The sequence below is a fragment of the Paenibacillus sp. S33 genome (assembly GCF_053615415.1).
On the sequence record NZ_JBSIEZ010000001.1, the window covers coordinates 4,443,996 to 4,469,210 of the forward strand.

The following is a 25,215-nucleotide window of genomic DNA, read 5'->3' on the forward strand; positions in this document are numbered from 1 at the left end:
TTTGAAACCTTCATGCATGCACAGCATTCATTATTTTGCCAAGCTCGCATGGACTTCAACAGCCCGATCCAAAAATTGCTCAATCTCCTCGCGGGATTTGCGCAGTCTGTTCACCAGACGTACCAGTTCTCTGCCTTCACTGTAAGCGATAAAGCTAGGAATACCCAATACATTCTGCTCTTGACTGACGCTTTCGGCCTGTTCTACATCAATCTCAATTAATGTAAGCTTATCTGCATATTGTTGTTCCACATCAGGCATGAACGGATCAATGAAATGACAATCCCCACACCAGTCCGCCTTAAATACAGCCACCGTTACGCCGGGAGTAGATATTGCCTTATTAAAGTCTTCATGAGAGACGATTTTTTGCATGGATGATTCCTCCTTAAATTCTTTTTATGCTGAAAAGATTGCACTTTTTATTGTAACGCCAAGTGAAGCTTTTGCACACTCCCCCATTCTGCTCACATGCCGATTGGAAGCCCTCTCATTGAGGCATACTAAAGATACACTTAAGAATCCACACAAGCACGACATCCTAACAGCATACCCAACATACTTGGCAGGATACGGGGATGCTTGCAATTGGAAAGGAGGTTATTTAGTCATGTCTCTTACCGAATGGCTCCATACAGCATCTCGACAGCTTCAAGGAGGGCTAAAGTTACTGGGTTCCGTTCCTCGTGTTGCAGAGGAAGCTTGGGAGGGCAAACGGGCGGCTTGGACCGAATCCCGCAAATTACGCTACCCCTTGCGTGAACTAGCGTGGGATTATCATACAGCACAGGCCGCTATGAATGAAGCTGAAGCGTTAATGCTGGTGAACGGACCCGCTACGCGTCCATCTTCTCTGAATATGCCCTTATGCGAAACAGACTGTGAGCTGCTGGAGCGGATCAAAAATGATACAGCACAGGAGAATCGAAGCAACGTCACCCGCACGGCCGCTTACCTTGAATGCTATCGTGGCTACCCGGAGTTACACTGGGCATTACTGGCCCACCTGGTTTCTCGTAATGGCGGCTATAATATGACCGATCTGAAAGGGGGACTGATTGGCAACCTGTTCGGCGAACAGGAAAAGGAATGGCTGTATCGGCTACTGGAGCGCTGTAATGCCCTTATTTTTCAAGACGCTTATCCGCAGTTGCAACTTTACATGCACAGCCGTCATTTGGGTCGGAGTTGCTTTCATTTGTTGCCTTATTTTCACATTTCGCCATTCATGAAGCCCTTTTGGGAACGCTTCTGGGCTTGGCGGGATAGCTCTCTGTTGACTGTGGCGCTCATCATTAATGAACAAAACTATATTGAAGGACGTGTGGTAAAAGATCCGTATTTTCAAAAATTTGTGACACACAAGCCGGGCTTTTATTTGCATGACTGGCTCCAACTTAATCAGGTTATATTTCCACTTGGGCTGAACGGTGGACTTGCTGGACTAGTGATGGAGCGTTTCGGCCATTTGGACGAGCGGATCGGCTTTGGCAAAAGTCTCTATGCTATGCTCTTCGGCCATCAGCAGGTGCTGGACCAGGTATCAGCATTCGCTAACAGTGTGCCACATACGGGTTCACGCAGCGACTATTGGCCCGGATTGTTCACCCCGAATGAACAAAAAGCGCTGCACTCTCCAGATGAAAGTGCAACGCTTTTAGCACATGAATGGCTACCGCCAGGACAACGTCTGTACAGCCCGGAGCTGAACGCCGTCTGGTCCGATACAGCTTATGATCCAATCCCCCGTTATGATTGGTTTCAGGACGGCTCCACACTTGGGCATCTGAGCGAACCAAGGCGACCCCTGTTATTTGCCATGCGCCATGAGCATCGCCACGGCATCCAAAAAACAGCAATGGCCCACGTTGCCCATAACAGCTTGCAACCTTTCCACTGATAGACTAGAGGACTCTTTTAGCCTCGTTGTCCTGTGGATTCACGCTGTAGGCGCATTAACGGACGCAGTACCTTTTGCAACATACGTGGGTAGTTGCCTAGCTCGTCCCTGCGCAATACGCGCAGTACAACCAGCAACAGCAAGTAGCATACCAGTACAGCTGCCCCGGCAATACAGCACGCGATCAAGAAGGCCACACGCGCAGGCATCAGATGCACCAGCAGAATACAGGCTTCATTTACACCGTATCCGATAGCTCCCGAGACGACGACTGCGGTTAAGAACCCTGCCCAGCGACGGCCCATGATGGAAAAGGAGACGATCCCTTTAAGCACACGTAAATTCAGTAACGTGATCACGAGGAAACATAATCCGGTTGCGGCAATGATCCCGTAAATCCCAAGCCAACCAGCCAGCAGCCAGCTCGCTGCAAACTTGACAACGATACCGACCATGACATTAACCATTGAAATACGCGGCTTGCCCATACCGATCAGTATTGAATTAGAAGTCATCATCGTAATCTGAAATATCGTTCCGAGTGTCAGAACAGCGATGATACCACTGCCTCCAAGCGAGCTAAACAGTAAACCATTAATAGAATAGGCGGTTACACATAAAGCTAACACAATTGGCATTCCAGTCAAAATAGAGATACGCAAGGCCAGCGTCATCTGATTTTGTAAATGCTGCTCATCCTTACGAGCAAATGCCGCTGAAATGATCGGAATGAGCGATTGGCTGAGCGCAATGGCCAAAATCGGCGGAATTCCCGCCACACTCTGTGCCCGAGAGCCTAGATAACCCAACTGAGTAGTCGCCTGATCCAATCCCACTTGACCAGATAGCAGTCTCACCACAATCGACGTATCAATAAAGTTGACCGCCGGAACCGTCAGAGACGACAATACAATGGGAATGGAAAGCTTGAAAATATCTTTGTAAATGCGCATCATCGGTAGCGCGGAGCTTTCCTCTTGGAATTGATCTTGGCGGTCCTGTCGATCCTGGCGGCGCAATTTCACCGTGTAGTACAACATGACCGCTAGAGCGCCAAGACTTCCCATGACACCTCCAAAGGAGGCCCCGGCCGCAACCTCGCGATCTCCATAACCCAGCTTCAAAATAATAAAAGCGAGTACAATAGCAGTCGCTACCCGTGCAACCTGCTCCACAATTTGTGAAATACCGCCTGCGGTCATATTACCGCGCCCTTGGAAGTATCCACGCATCATGGCAATGGCAGGGAACAGCAGTAATGCTGGTGCCAAAGCCTGAATGGCCAAAGCGGATTGTGGAACCCCTGCTACATGCTCGGCAAAGTAAGGTGCTCCAAAATACAGTAGCGCTGTAATGATAATGCCTGCCGCGGCCGCGAATATCAAAGCCGCACGATACACACGTCGCGCTTCCGAAGGCCGATCCAGTGCATAACGTTCTGAAACCATTTTGCTCAATGTGCTTGGAATACCGGCCGTAGCCACTGTGAGCAGCATCAAATAAGCGTTGTTTGCAATGGTAAACGAGGCGTTCCCAACGGAACCAAGCAGATGCTCCAATGGAACACGCTGTACCAGACCAAGCACTCTGGCCACCAAGGCAGCAGCGGCTAAAATAAGCGTACCTTTAAGGAATGTTTCTTTATTGGACAAAATGCGTTCCCTTCTTTCTTGCTGTTCACACGCATGCAAAAGCCCCGCACAAACAGTCATGGCCTGAGCCATCACCGGTGCGGAGCCGCATGTCGATTCTGTCTCTGCAAATCATAATAAACGAAAACGAATTTCGGGTCATAACACCCAAATCAAGAATACAATAATCATGGCAAGCTGCAAAATCACTTTCATCACGGTGCTGGTAAAAAGGCCTAATACAGAGCCAAAGCCCACTTTAATAGCTCGGTCCAGCGGGGCTTTGCCAATTAGCTCACCCAGCACAGCGCCGATAAATGGCCCCAAAATCAGACCAAATGCCGGAATAACGAAGGGACCAATAATAATCCCGACAGTGCTGAGGATCGCCGACAGACGCGAGCCGCCAAATCGCTTGACTCCCCAGGCATTCACTGCATAATCTGCAACAAAAAGTGCAACAACGATTAGTGTTTGTATAATCCAAAACAATGCATTGTATGGAGCAAACGAGAAAAACCAGCCGTATACAAAAAATGCAAAATAGATGGCGAGCGCCCCCGGCAATACGGGATATACCGCCCCAGCCATGCCCACAATGAACAGCACAATGACAACAATCCAGCCTACAACGTCCATGGGCCTCCTCCTTCTCGTTCATTCATCTTGCTTGCTGCATCATTCGTTTCATTACACAAGCACATAATCACGGATCACTTCTACAATGCCGTCGTCATTGTTCGAAGCCACGACCACATCAGCGGCTTCTTTTACCGTATCCTGAGCATTCCCCATCGCTACGCCGAGTCCAACCGCTTGAATCACTGCCAGATCATTCAGACTGTCGCCAACGGCAACCACCTGCTCCAGAGTAATGCCAAGCAGATCGCACACTTCAGCGATTCCACTGGCTTTGGATATACCAGCCGGGTTAATTTCCAAATTTGTCATCGAAGAATTGGAAATTTCAAGTCCACCCATGTCCTGAAGCTTAAGCAAAATTTGGTGGCGAATTTCGTCATTTTCCGTATTATAACCGAATTTAAGCCACTCCTGTGTGTCCAATGTATCCGGCCAACGATCTCTGTTATATAATTCCTCCGTTGAGTAAGCCCAGAACCAAGAGCCTGTTTCTACGGCAATCTGGTGCATCTTACGAACGAGCTCCTTATCAAGTAAATAACGGCGCCACAACTCGTGGGGTGATTTCCACACCTCACTGCCGTTTACAGTTACCATTGGCGTCTCCAGGCCGAGTTGCTGACCGTAAGGCAGAGCATGCATCGCTGCACGTCCAGTAGACAAGCATACATGGATCCCTTCCTGAATCGCCTTGTTAATCCAGTTAATCGTTTCCAAGGAAATTTCATGATTATCATTCAGTAAGGTTCCATCCATGTCGAGCGCAAGCAGTTTGTATTTATATTGGTTTTCTCCCATAGTCTCTCTTCCTCCTGTATGTCCCTTATGTCCAACGACATTTTACCATGAAAAAGAGAAGCCCACAAAAAAATTCAAGTCCTCACTTTGCTACCAGAGGCTTTTTAGGAGTACCATCTAGCCCATATACTTCGTCATACGCATCAAATATTTTACGTGCAACTGGCCCCGCGCTCGTCGCACCAAAGCCCCCTTCAGGAATGATGACCGCTACCGCCAGCTTCGGATTTTGACGGGGAGCAAAAGCGATGAACACCCCATTATCTTTAACCGTACGCCCCACCACCTGCTGAGAAGTTCCCGTTTTGCGGGCATAATCATAAGGAAATCCGTTAAAGGCTTTAACATCCGTAGCCATACCCCGAATCACTGTATTCCAGTACGTATCTGAAAAGGCGACCTCATTCAGCACCTGCGGCTTAAACTCACGTACGAGATTCCCCTGATCATCTACAATTTTGCTGACCAAATGAGGCTGCATACGCTTGCCCTTTGTTGCCAGCACAGTTGTATACTGGGCTAACTGCATGGCTGTATATTTTCCCTGCTGACCAAAGGATGCCTGCACCAATCGTGTCAGCGCACTTTCATGCTTGCTCGTATACTCAAGTCTCCCCGCCCATTCACCCGGCAGATCTACTTCTGTCGGTACGCCTAATCCAAATTCCTTCATATACTTGTCCCATACGTCAATTCCCTGATGCACCCCTGCATTACTTCCGTATTTGTCATACATTGGCTTGCCGATCATATCTACCATAAACGTATTCGACGAGACCTCAATTGCCCTGCTAGGTGTCAAAGAACCATACACATGTCCGCTAGAATTCCCAACCCGGCTGGAGCGATTTTTGCCGTAGTACGCACTTCCCGTATCCAGATAAGTTTGTCCGGGAGAAAACAGGTTTTCCTTCAACCCGATCAGCACGGTTAGCGGTTTAATGGTTGAACCCAGAAGCACCGAAGATTCTGGATGTGGACCCGCTTTTCCGCTAGGCACGGATTTAATTGTTCCATTTCCCATTTTATGCTGAATTTCATCATATACCGAAGGCGAGGTACTTCCACTTTTCCATACATTAGAGTCATAATCCGGCATACTGGCCATTGCCACGATATTTCCGGTCTCTACCTCCATCGCTACAGCGAAGCCAGTGGTAGCGTCTTGATGAAGCTTCCCCGATACGGCATGAGTATGAAGCCAGCGAAGCTGATCCATAATGGCCTGTTCGGTTTTCTGCTGAATTTCCTTGTTGAGGGTGGAATATAAATGATGTCCTTTTTCAGGAGGAGTAATGGATTCAATGCCCTCCGGCATGCTGCGAGGATTGACCTCTACCGTTTTATATCCGTTTTTTCCTCTCAACTCGTCCTGGTATTGCAGCTCCAGGCCATCATATCCAACCGTTTCACTTTCCAGGTAAACCTGTTCTGGTCTTAGAACCTCCGAATTAGCTTGGTACAGCTCTTTATATTTGGTTCGGTTCGCACGGGCTCCTTTGAACTTGTACATATATCCAATCGTTTGTACCGCCACCCGATCCGGGTCATAATGGCGTACACTTTCTTCTACAACCTCTACACCAGGAAACTCTGTCCGATGCTCCAGAAAATAAGCGATTTCCTCCCGACTCAGGTCGGATTTGACCAAACGTGGGGTAAATCCCCTATATTGATTATAGTCCGGGTCCAGTCGCTTTTTTATTTCCTCTGCATTGAGCTGCTCTCCTTCGTTACGATCCAGTTCGTTTAATTTGGCAGCAAGCTTGGCAGCAAAAGCATTGAGCTCAGGGAGCAGCTTTTCCCCCGGCTTGCGGCCTTTCTCTGTGCGCTTGCTATAATCCTTAGATAAAGTTACATATAGGGACTGTACTGGAGTCGAATACGCCAGCTTAACCGTACCTGTGGAATCATAAATCGTGCCGCGACTCGGGGCTAACGGGACATTTTTCGTATTTACGGATTGCTGCTGACTCTTCAGCTCCTCCGATTGTACAAACTGCAATACAGCTAGTCTGGTAATGATCAGGGCAAACAGCACAAAAGCACTAAAAAACAGTAGGTTGGTTCGTAAAACCGTCCGTTTTTTTCGTGACTCTTCATCCTCTTCATGATTTTTCTTTTTGAATGAAAACTTTTTATCCAAACTTCCTTTGTCCATATTAGCTGCATTACTCCTTCCAATAGGTTTCATATTCCCTGATCCTACCATATCTAAAACAATAAACGATGAATTCTAAGATGACAATTTTGTAAGAAAACGTAGAAAAAACATAAAAAAGCTTCCCTCAGCCCAAAGGCTAAGGGAAGCTTTCATGAAATGACATCGTATAAAAGGATTATGGCTGTTTGATTGCATTAGGATCGGTTGCTGTTTCATCCTTTTTCTTTGGAACACCGTCCAGACCGTACACTTCATCGTAAGCATCAAAGATTTTGCGTGCCACAGGTCCGGCACTCCAAGCCCCGAAGCCCCCTTCAGGAATAACAACCGCTACTGCAAGTTTGGGATTCTGACGTGGTGCAAAGGCGATAAATACTCCATTATCTTTCAATTCTCTTCCTACACTTTGCTGCGATGTCCCCGTTTTGCGAGCAAAGTCGTAAGGAAAACCTTTAAATGCGCTGACATCTGTTGACATCCCGCGTATAACTTCATTCCAATAAGCATCCGGAAATTTCACTTCATTCAGTACCTTCGGCTTAATTGTTTGAACTACATTACCGTTGGTATCTTTAATTTGACTGACCAAATGCGGCTCCATCCGTTTGCCCTTGGTAGCAATCATCGTTGTGTATTGGGCAAGTTGCATAGGTGTATATTTACCTTGTTGACCAAAGGATGCATATGCCAATTTAGAAAGTGCTGACTCTGATTTACTCGTGTACTCCCGCCAACCCCGGAACTCACCGGGCAAGTCTACTCCAGTAGAAACACCTAATCCAAACTCCTTCATATAACGATCCCATACGTTAACGCCCTGGTCTTCTGCGGCATTGTTGATGTATTTGTTATATAAGCGTTTGCCAACCATATCGACCATAAAGGCATTGGAGGAATGGCGAATAGCGGTAGCCGGGTCCATTGAACCATACACATGACCAGAAGAGTTGCGCACCCGTGAGGAGTTGTTACGTCCGAAATAAGCCGCCCCTGTATCTTGATAGTACGTATTTGTCGTAAATAGTCCTTCTTCCAATCCAATAAGAACAGACAGCGGTTTAATAGTTGATCCGAGAAGCACGGTAGAATCTGGGTGCTGTCCAGATTGGCCTGAGCCAACGTTCTTTATTGTAGCGTTTTGATACACATGTTTTATTTCTTCATATTTGTCTTTTGAAATTGTACCGGTTTGCCAATAGTTCGCATCATAATCCGGCATACTGGCCATCGCGACTACATTCCCTGTATCCACTTCCATCGCGACAGCAAAGCCTGTTTTCGCATAAGGATGAGTCCTGCCAGATACAGCGTGTGAATGGAGCCATCTCAATTGATCCATAATGGCATTTTCAGTCTTAACCTGAATTTCTTTGTTAATCGTGGAATAGACATTATTTCCTTTTTGCGGAGGAGTAACAGAATCTACACCTTCCGGCATATTACGCGGATCTATCGGAACGGTTTTATAGCCATTTTTCCCTCGTAACTGTTCCTGATATTGGAATTCCAGTCCATCAAAGCCAACCGATTCGTTATCCATATAGATGAGACCCGGATCATTTTCAGCTGACATAGATTTTTGAATATTCTTATATTTAGTCAACGTTTCACGCGCACTTTTATAGCTTTTAATGTAGCCAACCGTTTGAACAGCTACCGTATCAGGATCATAATGACGTACCGTTTCCTCTACGACATCTACGCCCGGAAACTCACTCTTATGCTGCATAAAATAGGCAACTTCATCTTTATTAAGATTGGTTTTAATCAGACGCGGCGTAAAACCGCTAAATCGCTGATAGTTCCGGTCCATAGCGTCCATAATTTGTTCTGCCGTCATTTTCGGTTCATCTTTATTGCCATATTGAGCAAACCGATTTGCCAGCTTTTGCGTCATATTTTCCAGCTCAGGCAACAGCTTTTTATCAGGATTACGTAACTTTTCCATACTGTCACTATAGTTCTTGGAGAGCGTGATATACAGCGATTGTACAGGTGTAGAATACGCTAGTCTGTTCTGCCCGGTGGAATCATAAATCGTTCCGCGAATCGGCGTAAGTGGAACATTTTTGGTAACATTACTGGCCTCCTGCTGCTTAAGCTGAGGTCCATCTACAAATTGAAGTATCGCCAGTCTTACAATAATGACCGTAAATATAATGAACGAGCTGAAAAAGAACAGATTGATCCGAAAGCTGAATCTTTTTCGATCAGACGCCTCGTTGTCTTTTCCCTGCTCGTTGTCTATCTTTCTCATGTGCCCTTTTCCACTCCTTATTAAATCACTTTATCCTTGATATGTGTTTGGGCAAAACCAGGCGGATTAAACCAGTCCCCACTTTGCGCCCAGGTCGGGTCTAGCGGTACCCACTGATCCTGTGCGCTCAAATACACTTCATTCCATGCATGGGAACCGTAGCCTCCCTGTCCGTTATAACCAAGCCCTGTCACCACCTTGACCTGCAGTCCCTGCGACCGAGCCATCATCGCATACAGGCGGGCATAATCAATGCAGACTCCTTTACGTGTATCAAACGTATCTCTAGGGGTCTGTTCATGCCAGTCACCACGCTGCTCATAGGCCTCTACCTTACTGAAATCATAGCTAATACGAGTACCTACCCATTCATACAACGCTCTGGCTTTTTGCTCATCACCGCTCATCCCTTGCGTAATCTTGGCTGACGCCTGACCGATATCGTTCGGAATTTCCCGGTCAATCATTTCGTATTTACGCTGCAGGATACCGTTTAATTCCTTGGTAACGGCCTGCGTAAATACGGGCAATTTATCCTTAATCAGTGTACCGGACAACGGCTCAATGACAGATTGCGCTCCCTGCTTATAAATCGGTGAAGCTTGGACGTAGCTGCTAAACCCGCTGTCTGGATACAGACTTACGCCGATGAATAGCAGGGCTATAACCATGATAGCGCGTGCTCCACCAATAAGAGTACCTATTCCAGCCCCTGCCACCCTGCTGAAAAAGCCTGATTTTTTTTCATGCTCATGGAAAGAAGAATCTGACTTGCCACCTACCATCAACACATAAATTGCACGTAGTACAAATTGGGCGATCGCATAACTGAGCATGAACAATACGGCGAACCGCAGCAGCGGAAACCCCTCTAACCCTGCCACCAACGTATAATAAAATTGCTCAATCCCACTTAGTTCTCGCTGAGGCAAATGTTCCATGTAAGCCGCCAGCCATTGTTGTACCTTCGGTGAAAGCCACATGGCAAATCCGAGCGAGCACAAAATACCCGCCACAGTCAGTATGCCATCTACAATAAGACTGAACAGCGCCCCTACAGATCTGGAAGCTCCTCGTCTCCAGCCCTGAATCAACGACAGCAGTACAATGACAATCAAAAACACCGTCACGCCATTCCAATGAAGAATAGGCTCCAGCCAGGATGGTTTCATTGTGTTCCTCCTGTCTCTACGGCGACTGTGGCGACTGTGTTACAGCCGAGCCTTTCGCACCTTCGATATATTTCTTGACGGTATCGCCCATACTCCACTCGCCCAGCGACATCCCCTGAAACCATACCTTGACCTTGTCACCATCAAATGGACCTTTCACTTCCAAGTTGGAGCTGGTTACCGAAAACGTACCATCCGCGTTGGATGTGTATTGGGCATCCCGTCCCTCTTTGATCATCATGTTCAAAGCCTCGCTCTGAACCTTGTTAATCGCATCATCCTTTGCCTGAGTAACGACCTTGCCGACCTGTTCAAAGGAAATGCCACTGTAGATAAGCAAGCCTGCAATGACGACAATGACAATCAGCCATTTTACGAGAGTTCTTACAATCTTCAATATGACTAACAGTAGGACAAGCCCAATTAATATATACATCCAGTTATCCTGAACGATCTGCCAATTATGTTCCAAAAACTCTGTCCAGACGCCCTTATCCATTTTGCTACACTCCCGTTTTCAACTACATCATTTAAATCACAAAATTGTCTCTGTAATTATACATGATTACGTGATGCCCTGTCAGCTTAGCTCTTGTACATACCTTGTTATTCAATTCTTGTCCATACAAAGTGGTCTATGTTCGTCCACTCCAGCGTACAACTTAGGAAGGGCCAATACGTCGTGCCACATGAAAGTTTACATTAGGGAAGGGGGTCATCCCATGAAAACAGCCCTCTGGCTGTATCTCTTTTTATTCATTGCTTTTTTCGATCTGCATGCACAATATCCTATTTTGACACCATTCGCTATCTCCCTGGGTGCGGCACCTACTTTTATTGGCTGGATGATGGGGATTTACTCTCTAACTCATCTGCCTGGTAATTTGATGGCCGGCCCCAAGGTCGACAAACACGGCAGCCGCCGATATATTATGTTCAGCCTAACAGCCGCAGGCATCATTCTTGTCATTCAATCATACATCCACACACCGTGGGAATTACTTTTTCTTCGGGCGATTAGCGGTTTTGTGTTGGCCTTTTTATCTCCGGCCTGTCTAGCCATGTTGGCACAGCTATCCGATCATCCAGTTACGCAGGGCAAATATATGTCGGGACATGGTGTCGTTCACACGTTGGCCTCTGTCCTGTCTCCAGCCGCTGGCGCTTTTATCGTAGCCAGTTTCGGCTTTAGTGAGACGTTTAGTTCCCTTGGCATCATTCTCGTAGTCACGGGGCTTATGGCTTATTTCACCTTGCCCAAAACAGCACCCGCTCCACAGGCCCAATTATCTGATGGTCATGCGACACCTGCTCCGCTATCCGGGGCACAGAAGACGCGCTTACCATTCAATTGGCGTTACCTGCTCCTGCCTTTTGTTTTGGCGTGTGCACAAGGCATTTTATTTTACGAAATTCCATTACGGAATAACGGTTCTGCGTCCATGATGTCCACCGGATTGCTCTTTTCCATCATCAGTTTGGGAGCACTTTGTACGCTCAGCCTGCTGTTTCTGAACAAATATTCACCAATGGTGCGACTACTTTGTGGCATTATTTTGATGTCTCTAAGTTTTTACGCACTCGCCACCACGCCCGAAGCGGCGATGGGTATTATACTTTTTATTTTGGGAACTGCCAAAGGCATCATTTTCCCAGCGCTAGCCTCCCTTTTCATACGAATTGGAGGTGCGCGACTGGGCAAAACCTTTGCACTACAGTCTATTGCAACATCTATCGGCTCCTTTGCCGGACCTGTACTGGCAGGTCAGCTACCCGATCACATTTCTCCTTTTTTCATCGCATTTCTAATTCTGATGGCTGGTCTGCTATTCGTTCCTATTAAGCGATTATCTCCGACGCCGCCACTGTCTGCCTCAGGACCTTATCATTCCTAGCTAGTCTGAGGGCAGTGGTATGCTAATATGCTACCTTTAAAGCCCAAAATGTCGTTTCAGAGGGCAAATGCACAGTACACTATCCCCCTATCCACATAGACTATTTTGACTGAACATTCACTAACAAAGGGAGGTGCAGCCTGTGAGCCACTGTCATCCTGTAAGCCCTTGCCCTGTTTTTGGAACTTCAACTGGCACCATTCTTGTTCTTTATATTTTGCTCGTCATCATTCTCCGTACTTGCTGGATTTAATGTCTGAATTGCCCTAACATGTTGTCCCTTGTACCCATGCCTGCCACTTCTGGCAGGCTGTTTTGTTATTTTTTGCATGAGAACCCTATTTGGAGCTACACTATACACATATTCTTCATTTCCCGGGGAATTTCGAGCATATGTATCATACAAGGGGTGAGCTTAAATGGCGATAACCGTGATTGTTGAAGGGAAAAATGACCGCAGCAAACTTCGCCGATTACTTGACCCGGAGGTCCACATTTTATGCACCTTCGGTACACTCAACTCTATAAAACTGGAATCCCTCCACAAGCGGGCCAAGCACGACGAAATATTTTTATTTATGGACAATGACAGCTCAGGGAAGAAAATAAGGGGTGTGCTTGCAGACTCTTTTCCGGATGCCTGCCATATGTATACCCGCAAAGGATACGCTGGCGTAGAAGGCACTCCAGACGAATATGTGATCGCTCAATTGGAAAAAGCAGGGTTGGAAGAATACATTATATACCCGCCACCTGTTCTTTAGTCTTGAAAATAACAAAAAAGCTGTCCTCAGGCTGCTTTCATGCCTGTTGGACAGCTATATGGTGCACTATAAAATGCCTCTAAAATGACATTAGAACTTATGAACCGTATCGACGATCATCAGCAAGAAGCTGAGTGTCAGATGGTTAATGGAAAAGAAAAATACTTTTTTTGCCCAGGAATCCGTTTCTTCTTCCTTAATCGTAAAACCTTTAAAGGCGTAGAATGCCCACAGCACGGACAGTAACACGGACACGATCATAAAAATCATACCGGCATATCCATAAGCATACATAAGGATGGGTACCGGAATCAGCAATACAATATAAGGAATCATCTGGATTTTGGTCCGATGAATACCTTTTACGACTGGCAACAACGGAAATCCTGCTGCGCGATATTCCTCAACTCTGCGAATAGCAAGTGCCCAGAAGTGAGGCGGCTGCCATAAGAACAGGAGAGCGAATAAGAGCCAAGCGCCCATATCAATACGACCCGAAGCGGCCACATAACCAATCACAGGAGGCATTGCACCAGAAATACCGCCGATGGATGTGCTCCATGTAGATGAACGTTTTAACCAAAGTGTATAAATACCGACATAGACGAACATACCAAGTAATCCCAGTAATCCTGCCTTTACACCAGAGAAGAAGAATAGAACAGCTAACCCGACAACACCCAAAATAATAGCGTATGACAACACCGTTGTAGGGGTCAGACGCCCTGTTGGCAGTGAGCGATTACGTGTACGTTCCATTTTCAAATCCAGCTCACGGTCAAAATAGTTGTTAAAAACACAAGAAGACGCCATAACCAGCATTGTACCTAAAAGTGTAAGAATTAGCTTTATATAATCAACGTCCCATTGCGATGCTAACCAAAAACCACCAAAGGCTGCAACCAGATTGGTACGAAGGATGCCTGGCTTGGTAACTGTAATAAAATCTTTCCAAGTGCCCGCTTTGCCGGGTGGTTTAGATTTTACAGAATAGGTAGCCGCATCCGAAGAAGTCTTATAACTTATATTATCCATTGTGAGTAACTCCCCCTTAGAGATGTATGAATTCGGGAGTAAGTTGAACTCCGATATAAATTTTATCATATACCTACCCCAAAAAGTTTGACAGAAAACGCACAAAACGTTCACAATTCCGATGGCAAATCGCCCCTGCTGATCGTTTACAGTAAATTTGGGTAGTAATAAGTACAGGAAACAATACAAAAGGAGCGACAGATATGGATACAGCCACACACTTTGTCATGGGAATCGGATTGGCCGGGCTGGCCTACACTGATCCTGTCGTCGCCGGAGATCCAAAGTTGGCCGCAGTCGTACTGCTCGCTACAGTCGTAGGGTCACAAGCTCCGGATTTTGACACTTTGCTTCGGTTGAAAAATAATGCAGCCTACATTCGCAATCACCGTGGACTGTCGCATTCAATTCCCTTCTGGTTGATATGGATCTTGTCCATAACAGGACTAATTTGCCTGATCTTCAGAGATGTGCCCCCAGGTCATGTAGCATTATGGGTAACGATTGCTGTCTGCCTGCATGTATTCACTGATTTATTTAATACGTACGGAACACAGGCATTCCGGCCGTTTACAAACAAGTGGATATCTTGGAATATCATCCATATTTTCGATCCCTTTATTTTTGGCACCCATGTTGCTGCGATTATGCTGTGGGTCACCGGATTGATTCCACCCGCTCCCTTGTTTATTACGCTGTACGTTATTATTGGCCTATATTACATTTGGCGAACCTGGAGTCATTTTATAACCAGAAAAGCGGTACGTGATATGGACAATGAGCGTCAGAAGGGCGACATCTATTATATCATTCCCACCGTATCATGGAACCGGTGGCATGTGGTAAAAGCTCATCAGAATGGAAGTTATGACATTGGCGGTTTAAATGGCAAACACTTATTTTGGACGAAACATGCAATTCCATCCACACATCCTGCCGTAGAAGCATCCAAATCCTATCGCGATGTGCAAGCATTTCGCTATTTTTCCTCTTTTGCCGTTGCCGAGGTGGAAGAACTGGAATGGGGCTACATTGTGCGATGGGGAGACGTCAGGTATCGACACCGGAGACAATATCCATTCGTGGCTGTGGTCGCGATGGATAAGCAGTTCGGACTGATCAACAGCTATATTGGATGGCTCAGTGACGAAAAGATGCAAAAACGCCTTTCCCTGCATACGAATTAAAACCTGCCTACAAGCTAACAACAAGCCGTATGAACAACAGACAGCAAGTCTCCCTTCATCTGGAGCTTGCTGTTTTTTTGGCCATACGCGTAATAAATCACATCTCATGAAAGCGCCCTCTTGACGAAGCGGACTTGCGTGATTCACAATGGTGATAAGCCATGCGTAAAAAAATCCGGAGCATGATCGCTCCGGATTTTCTTCATCACAGTTGCTCATAATACAGCTTCCAAGATGGAGTGTTTATGTGTATTACTGCAAACGGCTGCTGCCCGACAAGGATTGTTCTGCTTGTTGGACCAGCTTTTTCGTGATATATCCCCCAAGAGAACCTGTTTCGCGGGAAACAACATTACCGAAGTAACCGTCCTGAGGGATCGTGATGCCAAGTTCTTGAGCTGCCTCATATTTTAATTGTTGTAAAGCGGCGTTGGCCTGCGGTACTTGCAGGTTGTTTGAACGACGTCTGCTCATATTTGAATCTCCTTTCAGTTCTTTGTGAGTGAGGTTCATTGCAAGCTTGCAAGATTATTATGGCTCGCTTACAACTACTTATTCCTGAAATTCAACATTCGAACACTGGAGGTTTTTACCAATGAGCAAAGGTTTATCCCTATGGTTTGCCGTTTCATCCATTGTCCTACTGACCGCGGCCGCAATATCCATCAGTTATTCCGCATGGCTTGCCATTCTACTGGGGCTATTATCTGTCGGCAATATCGGCTGGGGTTTCGTGGTCAAAGCCCGACAACGCCGCTCCTAATCCAATCCTTTAAAAGGCCTAATCCGTTTCGTCTCAATATGCTTTAGCGTACACGTGGCAGAAAGCCCATGCGCTCTTTGACCGCAGACAACGTGACTTCAGCCGCTTCTTGTGCGCGCTCTGCGGATTGGGCTAAAATACGTCCAATCTCACCGGATTCCCGGATGTCGCGATAGCGTTGCTGAATCGGTTCAAGCATAGCTACAACGGTCTCTGCCAGTTCTTTTTTAAATGTTCCGTACATTTGACCTTCATAGCGATCCTGCACTTCTTGGAGTGACAAACCGGAACACTGGCTGTAGATGCCCATCAGATTACTAATTTCCGGTTTATTGGCCGGATCATATCTAACCTCACTACCGGAATCGGTAGTAGCGCGGCTGATTTTCTTGCGTATGACTTTCGGTTCGTCTAGTAGCGCAATAAAGCTGCCTGCATTCGGATTGCTCTTGCTCATTTTTTTGGATACATCATCCAGGGACATAATTCTCGCCCCTACTTCAGGGATATACGGTTCAGGAACAGTAAAATAATCTCCATAACGGTGATTAAAGCGACCCGCCAAATCGCGTGTCAGCTCCAGATGTTGTTTCTGATCGTCGCCTACCGGGACGAGATCCGCGTTGTAGAGCAAAATGTCAGCTGCCATCAACGATGGATATACGAACAGCCCTGCTCCTACAGAGTCCTTGCCTGCTGCTTTGTCCTTAAACTGAGTCATCCGTTCCAACTCGCCCATATTCGTCAGTGTTGTCATCAACCATCCCAACTCAGCGTGCTGAGGAACATGGGATTGTAAAAAGACATTGGATTTCTCCGGGTTAATACCTGCTGCGATAAATAATGCTGCTACCGCCTCCGACTGCTCACGTAATTGAGCCGGTTCCTGAGGTACGGTAATTGCATGAAGGTCTACGACCATAAAGTAACATTGATGATCCTCTTGCAATTTGACAAAGTTTTTCATGGCACCAATGTAATTGCCCAAAGTAAGTTGTCCGCTAGGCTGAATACCTGAAAGTACAGTTTTCATATTTTTCCTCCTCAGTATTTCAAAATTAGAACGCAAAAAGGCCCCGCATCCTCAAGGGACGCGAGACCGTGGTACCACCCTTATTCATTGCCGTCAGCCTATTACTTGTCGGAGCTATGCTCCGGGCTGCCTGCAATCTTAAGGCTCCGTTAACGGGGAGCAATCGGCCGTCATACTGAGGACAGTAAATTCCTGTTCTGTGCGGCACTCCAAGGTCCATTCAGCAGTGCAGGCTCACCGGTTCCCATCCACCACCGGCTTTCTGAAGAGCTTATGCGAAAGCTTACTTGTCCTCATCATCGCGTTATCCATGTCATTACTTTCTAAACTACATTAATGATAATTCCGCATAATGTTATTGTCAAATGACGATTGTGCCCTACGACCAAAAATCTGTTATCATAATGACACGAAGCTTCAACCGATTATAGTGGACAAAGGAGCATGGATATGAAACAAGTGACCAAAGAACACTGGAACGGTTACGACACGTATGTTTTACATAGTGGTGAACTGGAAGTTACGATGATCCCTCGCCTCGGGAATAATATTATTTCAGTGCGTGATCTGAAGCTCAACCGGGATATCGTACGTCGGCCCGGTGAGGAAGAATTGGCTTTCTATTTACAAAAGCCTTATCATTTTGGCTTGCCCATTTTGATTCCTCCAGGCCGAATTCGCAAGGGACAATTTGAGTTTGACGGTGTTCCTTATCAGTTCGACCGAAATACAGCCAATGACAATCATATACACGGTCTGCATCGTAATCAGTCCTGGCGCTGCAGTGATATTGAAGAGGATGAAGAAGGTTGCAGTGTTACTACCGAGCTTTTAACAGAAAGTGATCCGCACTGGATGGAACAATTCCCCATTCCCTTACGTCTGGAGATGACGTATCGCTTGCAGGGTGCTGTATTAAGTCAAACGCTGCGCGTAACGAATTTGGGCGAAAAAGCAGCCCCATTTGGCTTAGGATATCACACTTGGTTTATGGTGGACGGAGAACCTGAGCGCTGGCGTCTAAAGCTACCTGTGAACGGCGTATATGAGCAGGATGCTGAACAACTACCTACAGGTATCATTACTTCGTTAGATGACTTGGAACAGCTCTCTTCGGGACTTTCTCTGAAAGGAACAAATCTAGACACTCTGCTGCGGGCAACGGAAGGCCCTGCTGAAGCTCTTTTGACTCGTGACGACGGTTATCAAATCCGCTACACAGCAGATGAGCAATATTATAAGTATTGGGTTTTATATACCAAAGGTGAATGCGACCAGTATCTTTGCATTGAGCCTTATACATGTCTGCCTGATGCGCCCAATTCACCTGATCCTGTCGGGGAAGCCGGACTGATCCGTTTGGAGCCTCAGCAATCCATCGATCTCAAAACTCAGATTCATATCATATATCCGTAATTTTCCTCTAGTCACTTTTCTTCCTTCGGCGCATATTTTCATAACTCTGTCGCATACTAACCTCATCACAGCCGAAGGAGGTGACTACACATGAATGAAGCTAATCAAGGCAGAAGCCGTCGCAGTAACAACCTAGTTGTTCCTCAAGCCAACAACGCATTGCAACAATTGAAATATGAAGCTGCACAAGAGCTGGGCATCACCATTCCGGCAGATGGTTACTACGGTGACATGCCATCCCGTGAAGCTGGTTCTCTGGGAGGCTATATCACTAAACGCTTGGTACAGCTGGCCGAACAGCAATTATCAGGTCGTTCAGGTCAATAAGCGTCATTATTCCACATGAGCATTCCGTTCATCGTAATTTACCAAAATGTGTTATAACGGGTATATAACAAAGGCGGTCTTCCCTAGGATGGCCGCCTTTTCTTTACTTTTTTTAATTGAATTATTCGGAATTAGCCGCTCGGTATGTAGGCTTGTTATAGCGGATCATGAGATTCGCCATGTTGTAGTTGGACTCCAGTGTTGCATCTACCAAAATCGTTCCTTGTCTAATGGCAAAATCGAAAGCAATCTCACCATGAGTCCAGCTACGCTTATGATTTAGCGTTTCTAGAGCCATACGCCGAAAATCCTCCCGATGCTTTGCTGATAACCCCGGTTCTACTGCTGCAAATGTGCCCCCTTTACCTGCAAGTGGGTTATGACGAATCCCAAATTTCCCAACTACATTGTTACGTATTTGTACAAATACGATACCTGACGACAAACCCGCCAGTTCATTATCCAGTTCTTTTAAAACGATATCCATCTGCCTTGCTAACGACAATTGACCTACTTCGTCCATCACAAAAACCCTCCTATATACCTTATCAAGAAATATTTAATAGGTCTTACGTCTCAATTATATGCGAAGATTTTTAACCTTACAATCAAAACCAACATAATTGGGTATTTATAACTATTTTCTAAGTATATCCATCATTTTAAATTTCGCCAAAAGGTAATGTTAATTACACTTCGACATTTTGCGACTTTGTTCATCATCTTCTGCAAAAATCACAAAAAAGGCCTCCCTTATGGGAGACCTTCAGGCTGTCGAGAAACCCCCTGTTTTTTTGCAGGGGGTTTAAAACTGTCTTAGTGGTCTAAGAACTAGGGTCCTCAGATCGTTTTAAATCGATTTTTGTTTTAAAAGATGCGTCTCCCCATATAAAAATAGAAGTGTCGAAAAGTCCTCTGGACTTTCTCGACACTCTGAAGGCCTCCCTTATGGGAGACCTTTCAAAAGTGTAAATCCGTTATTTTGTCATTTGTAAAAATTGCTCAATATCCTGAACAGTAACTTGCGCGGCATTACGCCAGAAGTCAGCCTGTGTTAAATCGGTACCTAAGTGCTTGGAAGCCAATTCTTCGACTGTCATGCGACCCGTATCACGCAGCAAGGCATCATATTGGTCGGCGAAGCCGTCAGGATTTTCCTTCGCAAAAGCGTAAATTCCTGCACTGAACATATACCCGAATGTGTACGGGAAGTTGTAGAAAGGAGTGTTCGTAATATAGAAATGTAGCTTGGATGCCCAAAAATGAGGATGAGCCTCATCCAGGATACCACTAAACGCTTCACGCTGCGCTTGTTCCATCAACTCGCTTAATTGTTGTGCTCCCACAACTCCTTTTTTCCGCAGCTCGTAAAAACGGGTTTCAAACAGGAAACGAGCATGAATGTTCATAAAGAAGGCTACACCACGCTGAATTTTATCCTCCAGCAAAGCGACCTTCTCCTGACCCTCGGCAGCTTCCAGCAAAGCATCTGATACAATTAGTTCTGCCAGCGTCGATGCCGTCTCAGCTACGTTCATGGCATAGTTTTGATTCAATGGGTGCAATTCATTCATCACATGCTGATGATAACCGTGTCCGAGCTCATGGGCCAGTGTCGAAACGTTGGATGGTGATCCGGCATAGGTCATAAAAATACGGGTCTCTTTGCTCAGACGCAGAGATGTACAGAAACCACCCGGACGTTTGCCTGGACGATCCTCTGCTTCGATCCAGCTTTTCTCAAAAGCCATTTGGGCAAAGTCAGCCATTCTCGAGCTAAATTTACCAAATTGCTCAACAATCGTTACAGCAGCATCGTCGTAAGGGATTTTAGTAGTTGACGTCCCCAGCGGAGCTTCAATGTCATGCCAGGATAGCTTCTCTAAGCCCAGCAGCTTTGCTTTCCGCTCCAAGTATTTGACTACAATAGGCTTTGTTTCATTAATAACCTGCCACATCGTATCTAGCGTTTGTGCAGACATACGGCTGATTTCCAACGGTTCCTTAAGCACATCTGTCCAGCCTCGTTTTTCATATAGCTTCAGACGAAAGCCTGCCAAATGATTCAATGTATCCGCGCAGTAGTCCTCTACCTGAGTCCATGCCTCTTCCCAACGTGCAAACACGTCTTTACGTACGCTGCGATCTGCTTCATCCAGCTTATTAGCAGCCTGACCTACAGACAGGTTTACGATCTCGCCATTTTCCGGCACGGGGATCGTCATATTTTTGACAATGGTATCATAAAAGTCGCCCCAGCCATGGTAGCCATCCACTGCGAGATCCAATGCAAGGCTTTCCAGCTCAGGAGCCATTTTTTCACGTGCTTCGTTCCGATATTCAGTCAGGACAAAAGAAATCGGCTGGATAGCTTCGCGCTCCATCCATTTCTGCCAAATGTCTTCACTGGTTTGTGCCAGCAAGTTCTGGAAAGATACTAAAGCACTTTTCCCTTGGGCATACAGCGTGTTGACACGCGCCCCCAGTTGAACAGCCAGCTTGTCGTGCTGGTTTTGAGCAGTTAGACAAGAGACAAAGGAACCCGCCTGCGACGCACCATTAAACAGCTCCTGTATGCTATTAAGTACACTATCCAGACGCTCGGTATCCAATACCGTCTGTGGTACTTTAGCTGCTTTAAGCTGGGATTGCAGCTGTTGGACCTTGCTCTCCATTTCTTCCAAAAATGCATGAAATGAGGCAGAGGAAGATCCTCCGCTAAAAATAGATTCCAGATCCCATGTTTGCTTTAACGGCGTTTTCATAATAGTTCCACCTTTCTTTTTTGGCGAATTCATGTGGTTTCATATACAATAAAGCTACATCGTGATAGTAAATCACTACAATTGGGAGGAAAACAGGATGAGACCCTTACAAATTTCGCCGGAAACGGCTGTGAAATTATCCGAAAAGCTCGGCATTCCGCTGGAACACCTTATGCATACACCCCAGCACATTTTGATGCAAAAGCTGGCCGAACTGGCTAAAGAAGAAACCGCTGACCCGAACGGCGGAGAATCGAACAAATCATGATCCCTTTTCATAAAACCTGGCCTTATGACATCGTCATGGGAGACGTTTATGTACAGTCTTGTCCGTTTTGCGACCATGATAATGTTTTGCTGCCCCTGAAGCCAAAAGAACTTAAGCTCATACACGAAGGTATGAAAAAGTTGCTTGTGTTTCCATGCTGCCATAACAAGGTTACTTTGGTGGATTGTGATGACGATTATTTGCTGTCAGATACCACATTGCGTCATCATTAATTCATGAGGCAGTTGTAAGATAAGATAACCCGTTTTACAAACAAGGTGTGAACCATGAGCCTAAATCGGCCATAGTGCACACCTTTATTTCTTCAAGAGGAGCTTGCGTCCTGCATTTCCTCCGGCAGTTGGAAATTTTTAGCCAACATTTGTTCTCGCAGTACAGACCACTGTTCACGGGAAGCCCGGATCATGGCTGCATCCATAATCTTTTTGTCATTAATAACACGCGAAAACCAGCGTACCGCTTCGTGAAAGTTGCCTGTACGTCGATGCAGTTCACCAATCAGATAAAGCAGTTTGGCATTATTCGCCCCGACACCCTCCAGCTCATAGACCCGAACATACGAATCCAGACTAAATTTGAGAAAGCGAAGCTCCTGCTCCTCATTTCCCTGGTATCTGTACATCCATGCGATATGCTGTAATAGACTGGCTACTACGCGTTCCTTTTCTCCGATGACCTGGGCACAGAGTAAACCCAGTTTATACGTTTCTAATGCCTCTTCCCAGCTACGATGCCCGCCATATTCGCGAGATTGCCAGCGGTTACCGATTTTATCCTTAAATATCTTGGTTTGCTGATCGCTTAACTGAACGGTAGAGTGCTCTGTCGAGGTAAATCCACAATGAGGACAGACCCTTACGACATAAAAATCCGGATTTTCATTCTTATAATAAGCACAAAAATCTGAATCCGTACGAATGGCCTTCTTTAGGCTTGGTCTGACACGGGATGTCTGAAATTCTTCTTCGCAATGTGGGCAAGCGATTTTGATCTGATATAACGGTTCAAGTTCCAATGTTTTTACAACCCTCTCCAAAATTCGGCAATCCCCGAAAGCTTACGGGGTATTTACAAAATGATGCGCAGGACCAGACAAACGGTTAAGTATGATTGAACGAAGCGGCTCCTCAATGCCCGTATCCGTTAACGCACCTGCCATACAAGACAACCATGCCTCTGCTCGCTCCTCCGTTACGGGAAACTTCATATGTCTGGCACGTAACATCGGATGACCATATGCATCAGAAAAAAGAGACGGTCCTCCAAAAAACTGGCTCAGGAACATATACTGCTTTTCCTTAACTGGTTCCATGTCTTTAGGAAACAGGGGACTTAACAACGGATCTTTATAAACTCTCGGGTAGAAGGCCTCAATAATAGCACGAACACCTTCCGCACCCCCAAGGTTGTCATAAATGCTCAGGCTAGGATTCACTTTTCTCCAACTTTCTGTGCTATGGTAATAAATATACACCCGTATTATAACAAAAAACAAAAAATGACGCTAAAAATAAGCGTCATTTTATCAATTTAACATATGAAGAGGGTGTGCTTCGTTGCACACAGCTTCGTCATTCTATAAACACAACTAATAACTCCGCCAATCCTCTTCACCGGGATGGACGAGAGAGGCACGAATAACATACACAAAAGCACATACGAACAGACCGGCAACGATACTCATCCTGATCACTCCATCCTTAAGGTTATGGATCGTTGTTTTCCTATTTTAACATACTATTTACAAAAATACAGTATTAGATGTAATCGTTTTCTTTGATTTTTTTGTACTCTTTGTCCATCCCCGACATAGGTATATTAGTACAACTCCAAAGGAGGGGCCTCTATGTCGCTATACCGTCGTTACTCGCTTCCTCTGCTCATCCTTACACTGCTTTTCCTATTTATGCTTATGGCTGTATACCCGCAGTCTTCTCTGAATGCCGGGCTTCGGGGGCTTGCCATCTGGTGGGACGTGCTGTTTCCGTCTTTATTCCCGTTTTTCGTTATTTCCGAGCTTCTCCTCGGTTTCGGAATTGTTCATTTCATAGGTGCGCTGTTGGATCCGCTGATGCAGCCTCTATTCCGTGTACCTGGCTGTGGGGGTTTTGTCGCTGCGGTCAGCTGCGCATCCGGTTACCCGATTGGAGCTAAACTAACAGCCAAGCTGTGGGAGCAAAAATGGATCACACGCATTGAAGGAGAGCGTTTGGTCGCGTTTACCACTTCCTCTGATCCGATATTTTTGATCGGTGCAGTTTCCGTTGGCTTCTTCCATCAACCAGAAATTGCACTCGTACTGGGCGCGGCCCATTATGGTGGCGTGCTCATCATCGGGCTGCTTATGCGCTTCCACGGTTCCCGTTCAGGAGAAACAGATACTCGCAGCGACCGGCCTCAACCTACTCAAAAAGCCTGGTCGAAGTCCACGAATACAAAAGCAGCAGGTCGCAATAGGCAGCCTGGCCCCCTACGCCAAGCATTATATGCCATGCACACAGCTCGTTTGGAAGATGGTCGCCCATTGGGTGAGTTACTTCGTCAGGCGATTACTTCCTCCCTACGCCTTATTATTGTCGTAGGAGGGCTAGTTGTATTCTTCTGCGTCATTTTAGAAGCTTTGACGAACTCCGGTTTAATGAGCGGGCTTCATCTGCTTACGGCAAGCCTATTGACTGCATGTGGTCTTCCTCCTACGTTAACGGAGTCCATCGTGGGTGGTATTTTCGAAGTCACTTTAGGAGCGCAAGCCGCAGGTGAAGCCACGGCAGCAGCGTTACCATTCAAGGTAGCCGCAGCCGCTTTTGTTCTCTCCTGGGGCGGGCTGTCGGTTCATGCACAGGTTGCAAGTATTTTAAATATGACAAATCTCCGCTATATGCCATTTTTGTTGGCCCGGGCTGCGCATGGCATCATCTCAGCACTGCTAGCTCTCGTGTTATGGCAGCCTCTGATGGGACAGGGAAGCTCTCCAGTCTTTTCTCCAATATACGACATCGCGTGGTCTCCTGGCTTCTCGTCCGCCATGCTGTTGCAAAGTCTGCTAGTTCTTGCCTTTGTACTGGCTGGAATGCTTAGTCTCTCATGGTTGAGTGTGGGTACAAGTCGCTTATACGTACGTTTGAGAAGAACACACAGGCAATGAACGATTGTGTTCTTGCTCATAATTGATTATGA

General features: G+C 46.2%; 25 protein-coding genes and 1 pseudogene. 10 read left to right on the forward strand and 16 right to left on the reverse strand.

Annotation, left to right across the window (positions count from 1 at the left end):
* Window positions 1-30: 30 nt before the first annotated feature.
* Window positions 31-375: a thioredoxin family protein gene (locus tag ACWGXJ_RS20225; RefSeq protein ID WP_025723593.1), complete on the reverse strand. Its 345-nt coding sequence runs from the start codon at window positions 373-375 to the stop codon at window positions 31-33.
* Window positions 376-388: 13 nt separating this feature from the next.
* A pseudogene (locus ACWGXJ_RS20230) lies at window positions 389-469 on the reverse strand (hypothetical protein); the annotation flags it as partial.
* Window positions 470-610: 141 nt separating this feature from the next.
* Here ACWGXJ_RS20230 and ACWGXJ_RS20235 point away from each other — a divergent pair.
* Window positions 611-1,900, forward strand: coding sequence for a DUF2515 family protein (locus ACWGXJ_RS20235; RefSeq protein WP_235308419.1), 1,290 nt, complete (start codon window positions 611-613; stop codon window positions 1,898-1,900).
* 17 nt (window positions 1,901-1,917) lie between these two features.
* Here the strand turns inward: ACWGXJ_RS20235 and ACWGXJ_RS20240 are convergent, their stop codons facing one another.
* The 7 genes from ACWGXJ_RS20240 to ACWGXJ_RS20270 form a co-directional block, all read right to left on the reverse strand.
* Window positions 1,918-3,552: a putative polysaccharide biosynthesis protein gene (locus tag ACWGXJ_RS20240; protein WP_023990189.1), complete on the reverse strand. Its 1,635-nt coding sequence runs from the start codon at window positions 3,550-3,552 to the stop codon at window positions 1,918-1,920.
* A gap of 138 nt (window positions 3,553-3,690) precedes the next feature.
* Window positions 3,691-4,170, reverse strand: a complete 480-nt coding sequence (locus tag ACWGXJ_RS20245) for a DUF456 domain-containing protein (protein ID WP_061829850.1) — start codon at window positions 4,168-4,170, stop codon at window positions 3,691-3,693.
* Window positions 4,171-4,221: 51 nt separating this feature from the next.
* The gene (locus tag ACWGXJ_RS20250) at window positions 4,222-4,971 is read right to left on the reverse strand and encodes a Cof-type HAD-IIB family hydrolase (protein WP_061829851.1); all 750 of its coding nucleotides are present in this window, start codon (window positions 4,969-4,971) and stop codon (window positions 4,222-4,224) included.
* An 82-nt stretch (window positions 4,972-5,053) separates the two neighbouring features.
* Window positions 5,054-7,132, reverse strand: a complete 2,079-nt coding sequence (locus tag ACWGXJ_RS20255) for a peptidoglycan D,D-transpeptidase FtsI family protein (protein WP_452567934.1) — start codon at window positions 7,130-7,132, stop codon at window positions 5,054-5,056.
* Window positions 7,133-7,310: 178 nt separating this feature from the next.
* A complete protein-coding gene (locus ACWGXJ_RS20260; RefSeq protein WP_452567487.1) occupies window positions 7,311-9,392 on the reverse strand; it encodes a peptidoglycan D,D-transpeptidase FtsI family protein in 2,082 nt (693 codons plus the stop codon).
* Between the two features lie 20 nt (window positions 9,393-9,412).
* Complete coding sequence (locus ACWGXJ_RS20265; RefSeq protein ID WP_452567488.1) at window positions 9,413-10,564, reverse strand: transglutaminase domain-containing protein; 1,152 nt, start codon at window positions 10,562-10,564, stop codon at window positions 9,413-9,415.
* Window positions 10,565-10,580: 16 nt separating this feature from the next.
* A complete protein-coding gene (locus tag ACWGXJ_RS20270) occupies window positions 10,581-11,063 on the reverse strand; it encodes a hypothetical protein (RefSeq protein WP_071558288.1) in 483 nt (160 codons plus the stop codon).
* Between the two features lie 223 nt (window positions 11,064-11,286).
* On the opposite strand from ACWGXJ_RS20270, the gene ACWGXJ_RS20275 reads away from it, so the two are divergent.
* Together ACWGXJ_RS20275 and ACWGXJ_RS20280 are read left to right on the forward strand one after the other, a co-directional pair.
* Window positions 11,287-12,459 (forward strand): MFS transporter, encoded by a 1,173-nt coding sequence (locus tag ACWGXJ_RS20275; RefSeq protein WP_254326701.1) that lies wholly within the window; start codon window positions 11,287-11,289, stop codon window positions 12,457-12,459.
* A 419-nt stretch (window positions 12,460-12,878) separates the two neighbouring features.
* Entirely contained in the window at window positions 12,879-13,223 is a 345-nt protein-coding gene (locus tag ACWGXJ_RS20280) for a toprim domain-containing protein (protein WP_235308411.1), read from the forward strand.
* Window positions 13,224-13,313: 90 nt separating this feature from the next.
* On the opposite strand, the gene cyoE is transcribed toward ACWGXJ_RS20280, so the two are convergent.
* On the reverse strand, window positions 13,314-14,258 hold the full coding sequence (gene cyoE, locus ACWGXJ_RS20285) for a heme o synthase (protein ID WP_013311855.1): 945 nt from the start codon (window positions 14,256-14,258) through the stop codon (window positions 13,314-13,316).
* Window positions 14,259-14,461: 203 nt separating this feature from the next.
* Between cyoE and ACWGXJ_RS20290 the strand changes: the two genes are divergently transcribed.
* Window positions 14,462-15,445 carry a metal-dependent hydrolase gene (locus ACWGXJ_RS20290; protein WP_254350144.1) on the forward strand — a complete coding sequence of 328 codons (984 nt, stop codon included), beginning with the start codon at window positions 14,462-14,464 and terminating at the stop codon, window positions 15,443-15,445.
* Window positions 15,446-15,697: 252 nt separating this feature from the next.
* Here the strand turns inward: ACWGXJ_RS20290 and ACWGXJ_RS20295 are convergent, their stop codons facing one another.
* Window positions 15,698-15,919: an alpha/beta-type small acid-soluble spore protein gene (locus tag ACWGXJ_RS20295; RefSeq protein ID WP_013311857.1), complete on the reverse strand. Its 222-nt coding sequence runs from the start codon at window positions 15,917-15,919 to the stop codon at window positions 15,698-15,700.
* A gap of 121 nt (window positions 15,920-16,040) precedes the next feature.
* On the opposite strand from ACWGXJ_RS20295, the gene ACWGXJ_RS20300 reads away from it, so the two are divergent.
* Complete coding sequence (locus ACWGXJ_RS20300) at window positions 16,041-16,208, forward strand: hypothetical protein (RefSeq protein ID WP_007431986.1); 168 nt, start codon at window positions 16,041-16,043, stop codon at window positions 16,206-16,208.
* Between the two features lie 43 nt (window positions 16,209-16,251).
* Here the strand turns inward: ACWGXJ_RS20300 and trpS are convergent, their stop codons facing one another.
* On the reverse strand, window positions 16,252-17,241 hold the full coding sequence (gene trpS, locus ACWGXJ_RS20305; protein ID WP_061829859.1) for a tryptophan--tRNA ligase: 990 nt from the start codon (window positions 17,239-17,241) through the stop codon (window positions 16,252-16,254).
* A gap of 450 nt (window positions 17,242-17,691) precedes the next feature.
* Here trpS and ACWGXJ_RS20310 point away from each other — a divergent pair, with 450 nt between their 5' ends.
* Window positions 17,692-18,657: an aldose epimerase family protein gene (locus ACWGXJ_RS20310; RefSeq protein WP_452567489.1), complete on the forward strand. Its 966-nt coding sequence runs from the start codon at window positions 17,692-17,694 to the stop codon at window positions 18,655-18,657.
* Between the two features lie 90 nt (window positions 18,658-18,747).
* Window positions 18,748-18,984, forward strand: a complete 237-nt coding sequence (locus ACWGXJ_RS20315) for an alpha/beta-type small acid-soluble spore protein (RefSeq protein ID WP_013311861.1) — start codon at window positions 18,748-18,750, stop codon at window positions 18,982-18,984.
* A 121-nt stretch (window positions 18,985-19,105) separates the two neighbouring features.
* Here the strand turns inward: ACWGXJ_RS20315 and ACWGXJ_RS20320 are convergent, their stop codons facing one another.
* On the reverse strand, window positions 19,106-19,507 hold the full coding sequence (locus ACWGXJ_RS20320; RefSeq protein ID WP_013311862.1) for a hypothetical protein: 402 nt from the start codon (window positions 19,505-19,507) through the stop codon (window positions 19,106-19,108).
* A gap of 454 nt (window positions 19,508-19,961) precedes the next feature.
* Window positions 19,962-21,749, reverse strand: coding sequence for a M3 family oligoendopeptidase (locus tag ACWGXJ_RS20325; RefSeq protein WP_452567490.1), 1,788 nt, complete (start codon window positions 21,747-21,749; stop codon window positions 19,962-19,964).
* A gap of 97 nt (window positions 21,750-21,846) precedes the next feature.
* Here ACWGXJ_RS20325 and ACWGXJ_RS20330 point away from each other — a divergent pair, with 97 nt between their 5' ends.
* Both ACWGXJ_RS20330 and ACWGXJ_RS20335 read left to right on the forward strand, forming a co-directional pair.
* Window positions 21,847-22,017, forward strand: coding sequence for a YycC family protein (locus ACWGXJ_RS20330; RefSeq protein ID WP_013311864.1), 171 nt, complete (start codon window positions 21,847-21,849; stop codon window positions 22,015-22,017).
* Window positions 22,014-22,250, forward strand: coding sequence for a hypothetical protein (locus tag ACWGXJ_RS20335; protein ID WP_023990206.1), 237 nt, complete (start codon window positions 22,014-22,016; stop codon window positions 22,248-22,250). The genes ACWGXJ_RS20330 and ACWGXJ_RS20335 overlap by 4 nt, the downstream gene beginning before the upstream one ends.
* A 92-nt stretch (window positions 22,251-22,342) precedes the next feature.
* On the opposite strand, the gene ACWGXJ_RS20340 is transcribed toward ACWGXJ_RS20335, so the two are convergent.
* Together ACWGXJ_RS20340 and ACWGXJ_RS20345 are read right to left on the reverse strand one after the other, a co-directional pair.
* Complete coding sequence (locus ACWGXJ_RS20340) at window positions 22,343-23,053, reverse strand: DUF2225 domain-containing protein (RefSeq protein ID WP_172828271.1); 711 nt, start codon at window positions 23,051-23,053, stop codon at window positions 22,343-22,345.
* 42 nt (window positions 23,054-23,095) lie between these two features.
* On the reverse strand, window positions 23,096-23,473 hold the full coding sequence (locus ACWGXJ_RS20345; RefSeq protein ID WP_023990208.1) for a globin domain-containing protein: 378 nt from the start codon (window positions 23,471-23,473) through the stop codon (window positions 23,096-23,098).
* 411 nt (window positions 23,474-23,884) lie between these two features.
* On the opposite strand from ACWGXJ_RS20345, the gene ylbJ reads away from it, so the two are divergent.
* Window positions 23,885-25,183, forward strand: a complete 1,299-nt coding sequence (gene ylbJ, locus ACWGXJ_RS20350) for a sporulation integral membrane protein YlbJ (protein WP_452567491.1) — start codon at window positions 23,885-23,887, stop codon at window positions 25,181-25,183.
* The last annotated feature ends 32 nt before the right edge of the window (window positions 25,184-25,215 follow it).